Here is a 3583-nt window from a genome sequence, read left to right as displayed (position 1 = left end):
CGGGCACCGACCGCGGTCGGCCGCATCATGCCCGCCGCCCGGGAACCCCGGTCGCCCCGAGCGGTGCACCGGAGCCCGGCGTCGGCGGGGCACCCGGCGTTCCCGGATCACCTCAACGCAGCAGTTTGCGGACCAGCAACGCGGCGACCAGCACCCCGGTGCCGACGAGCGGGTACTTGATTCTCGGGTCGTCGAGCTTGGCCCGCACACCGGCCTGCGCGGTGTCCGCGAGCTTCTGCGGGTTCGCCTTGTCCCCGATCCGGTCCAGGGTCGTCGCGAGCTGCTCCCTGGCCTTCTCGATGTCGCGTTCGATGGTCTCCGGATCGCGCGCCACGTGTCCTCCCTCGCCACATCCTCTTCGCAGGCTGTCACGGTAGATCACGGGCGCCGCGAACGCCTCACCGGCCACGCCGTCGGGTGGCCCGCACGTTACGCTACAGCCGTATCGGGCCCGTAGCCCAACAGGCAGAGGCACACGGTTTAGGTCCGTGCCAGTGTGGGTTCGAATCCCACCGGGCCCACAGCGACACCGGAACCCGCGATAACGTGCTCCCGCACCACCGGGTGCGGCGCCGCGTACCGCAGAATCGCAGCGAACCACCGGAGACGAGGCGTCCAGCAGACGCCACCATGCACCGACCGCCCGCCACGCATCACGCCCCCACCGACGAACCCCGCCACGCCGTCGGGGACTGGTCCTGGCCGTGCGCGGCTGGTGATCCTCCGGTGCGATCGCTGCTCGACCACCTGTCGCTCACCATCCGGCAACGAAACGGCACACCGGTTAACGGGCTCAAGGTCAGCGGAGAACTCAGGGATGCCCCCAGAGAGGAGAACGATGAAGCCCCTGACGACCGCCGTAGCCGTCGCCGTGCTCGCGCTGCTCACCGCCTGCTCCCCGCCGAACTCGGATGCGGGCAGCGCGGGCGGCCCGCCGAGCTTGCCCGCGACCGCCAATTCCTCGACCCCTTCGGGGGAGACGGACAACGGACCGGAAAGAAACGAGCGCGGAAACCTCGTGAAGAGCCTCGGCGAGGAAGCCGGCGTGTTCCCCCGAGGCGAAGGTCCGGACTCGCCGGGAAGTGTCACGTTCGCCATTGACGAGATCGATGTCGACCCGGAGTGCGGCGAGTACGGCCAGGCGCCGGACGAGGGGCACACCCTGATCCTCCATGTGCGGGTCGCTACCGGCGACGACCGCGAGATCGCGCAGCGGCTTTCTGGCGTGCTCAATCCGTTCAACTTCGCCGAGATCGGGGAGGACGGGGTGACACGCCCGGCCGAGGCAGGCATGTGCACCGACTCCTCCCGCGGATTGCCGATGAACTTCGGACCGAACCAGCAGTACAAGGGTGTCGTCGAGATTGTCGTGCCAGAGGCCAGCGGCATCCTCACGCTGACGACGCCCGTGGCCGACGCAGGCGGCTGGGAGTGGACCTACTGACCACCCGACCGGCGGCAGCGGGCCGCTCGTCGGAGGTTCAGCACGGGCGACGACGGCCCCGTGCGCGCGGTGTGCACCGGCGGTGGCGGTGACGTCCCAGAGCGAAAGCTCACCGCGCTCCCCCGTGGCCGTCGGCATCGTCGGAGTCGCCGCCGCGGAGTCCCAGCCGGTCGAGAGCCGCGGTGGTCGCGTCCGCGGCGGCGGCGAACGGTTCGAGCACGACGTCGGCCCCGGCTCCCCGGAGCAGTGCCGCATCACGCGCGGTGTGTGCCGTCAGCGCCACCACACCCCGGTATCCGTGGTGCCGCAGCCCGTGCAGGAGCGCCTTGTTGATCTCCGCGACCGGAATGGTGCTGACCACGTAGCGGACCGTGGACAGCGGGAGGGTCTCCAGGAAGTGCAGATCCTCGGCGCTGCCGAACACCGCCGAGACCTGTCTGCGGTCGTTGGCGCCCACCCGGTGCGGATCGAAGTCCACGGCGAGCACGCGATGCCCGGTGCCGCCCAACCGCTCGGCGAGGTGACCACCGAACCGCCCCAGTCCGTAGACGATCCCGTCGAACGTCTCCCGCTCCCCGGACGTCGTCCGGTGCTGTCCACGACGCTCGAACACCGCGATCCGGTGCTTGATGCGTTCGTAGATCGCGTGCGAGTACAGGATCAGGTAGGTCGAGGCACCGATCGTGATGATCCCGACCACGGTGATCAGGCCGACGGTGGCGTTGGTGATATGCCCCAGACTCAGTCCGAGCGCGGCGAGGATCAGCGAGAACTCCGAGATCTGCGCCACGGTCAACCCGGCCAGGAACCCGACCCGCACCGGGTAGCGCATGGCCGCCATGATCAGCACGACGATGAGCGGGTTCCCGACGAGCACGAACACCGAGAGCACGAGCGCTTCGGTGATCTGTCGGGTGGCGTCGGTGAATTCCAGGCGGGAGCCCAGGTCCAGGAAGAAGAACAGCAACAGGAAGTCACGGAGGCTGACCAGGCGGGCGCCGAGCGCGTCCCGGTACGGCGTCCCCGCCAACGACACCCCGGCGAGGAAGGCACCCACCTCCGAACTGAAGCCCAGCCAGTCGCTGAAGGCGGCCACCGACACCGCGTACGCGATGCCGAAGAGCAGCAGGAGTTCCTGGGACCGGGCGATGTGGTGGGACAGCCAGGGCAGCACGTACCGGCTCAGCACGGCGACGCCCGCCACGAGCCCGAGGCCCTTGGCGAACACGAGCCCCACGTCGAGCGCGAGGTCGTCCCCCGTGGTCCGGCCGAACGCGGTCAACACGATCATCACCAGGACCACGACGATGTCCTGGACGATGAGGAACCCGACGGCGATCCGGCCGTGCAGGTGTTCCAGCTCCCGCTTGTCGGAGAGCAGTTTCACGATGATGATCGTGGACGAGAACGTGAGCGCCACCGCGACGTAGAGCGCGCTCACCATGTCCATGCCCAGCGCGACGGCGATGAGGAACCCGACGCCCGAGGTGAACACGATCTGCCCCAGGCCGGTCGCCAGTGCGATCGGGCCGGTACTCCGAATGAGGTGCAGATCGAGTCGGAGACCGACGAGGAAGAGCAGGATCGCGATGCCCATGCGGGCCAGCAGCTCGATCGTGCCGTCGGCCACGACCCAGCCGGTACCCGTCGGACCCACCAGGATCCCGACACCGATGAAGGCGACGATCAACGGCTGCCGCAAGCGCGTCGCGATCAGCGCCGCACCCGCGGCGATCGCGAGGATGACGGCGAACAGGCCGAATGTGTGCGCACCCATCGGCGACTCCGTGGTCGGCTGCCCTCGGAAAGCACGATACCCACGGCACACCGCCCCGGCCGCCCCGAGCCGCCCCGCGGCATCCGCGAGTCGCCACTCCGGACCCGCGAGTCGCCACTCAGTGCCTGCGAGTCGCCGCTTCCGGACGGCGAGTCGCCGCTCCGCGATCGTGAATCCGCGATTCGCCTGCGAAGCCGCGGAACGGGGTCGGCGAACGCCGGGTACGCCCGGCGTTCGCCGCGTCGGGAACTGTCAACTCGCGAGCGGCCGGCGTCGACTCGCGGGCAGGTGGCGGCGACTCGCGGGGGCGGGAATCAGCGGCGGGCGGGTTTCCGGTTGCCGCTGGTGCGGCGGTGCGGGCG

At 69.7% G+C, this 3583-nt stretch carries 3 protein-coding genes and 1 tRNA gene; 2 read left to right on the top strand and 2 right to left on the bottom strand.

Translation table 11 applies throughout. The features are described from left to right. Positions 1-112: 112 nt before the first annotated feature. Positions 113-334: a DUF3618 domain-containing protein gene (locus SACHA_RS0113755; protein ID WP_028663170.1), complete on the bottom strand. Its 222-nt coding sequence runs from the start codon at positions 332-334 to the stop codon at positions 113-115. 113 nt (positions 335-447) lie between these two features. Here SACHA_RS0113755 and SACHA_RS0113750 point away from each other — a divergent pair. Next, a tRNA-Leu gene (locus tag SACHA_RS0113750) sits at positions 448-521 on the top strand. A 350-nt stretch (positions 522-871) separates the two neighbouring features. After that, a complete protein-coding gene (locus SACHA_RS0113745) occupies positions 872-1444 on the top strand; it encodes a hypothetical protein (protein ID WP_232211885.1) in 573 nt (190 codons plus the stop codon). A gap of 109 nt (positions 1445-1553) precedes the next feature. On the opposite strand, the gene SACHA_RS0113740 is transcribed toward SACHA_RS0113745, so the two are convergent. Then, a complete protein-coding gene (locus SACHA_RS0113740) occupies positions 1554-3221 on the bottom strand; it encodes a cation:proton antiporter (protein WP_019810725.1) in 1668 nt (555 codons plus the stop codon). Positions 3222-3583 lie beyond the last annotated feature (362 nt).

The sequence above is a fragment of the Saccharomonospora halophila 8 genome, from assembly GCF_000383775.1.
Taxonomy (GTDB): Bacteria; Actinomycetota; Actinomycetes; order Mycobacteriales; family Pseudonocardiaceae; genus Saccharomonospora; species Saccharomonospora halophila.
This window is presented reverse-complemented; position numbering and strand designations above follow the sequence as displayed.

Bases quoted from the DNA above. Each gene is read 5' to 3' on its own strand.
- SACHA_RS0113740 (WP_019810725.1), bottom strand. From the start codon at position 3,221: ATGGGTGCGCACACATTCGGCCTGTTCGCCGTCATCCTCGCGATCGCC.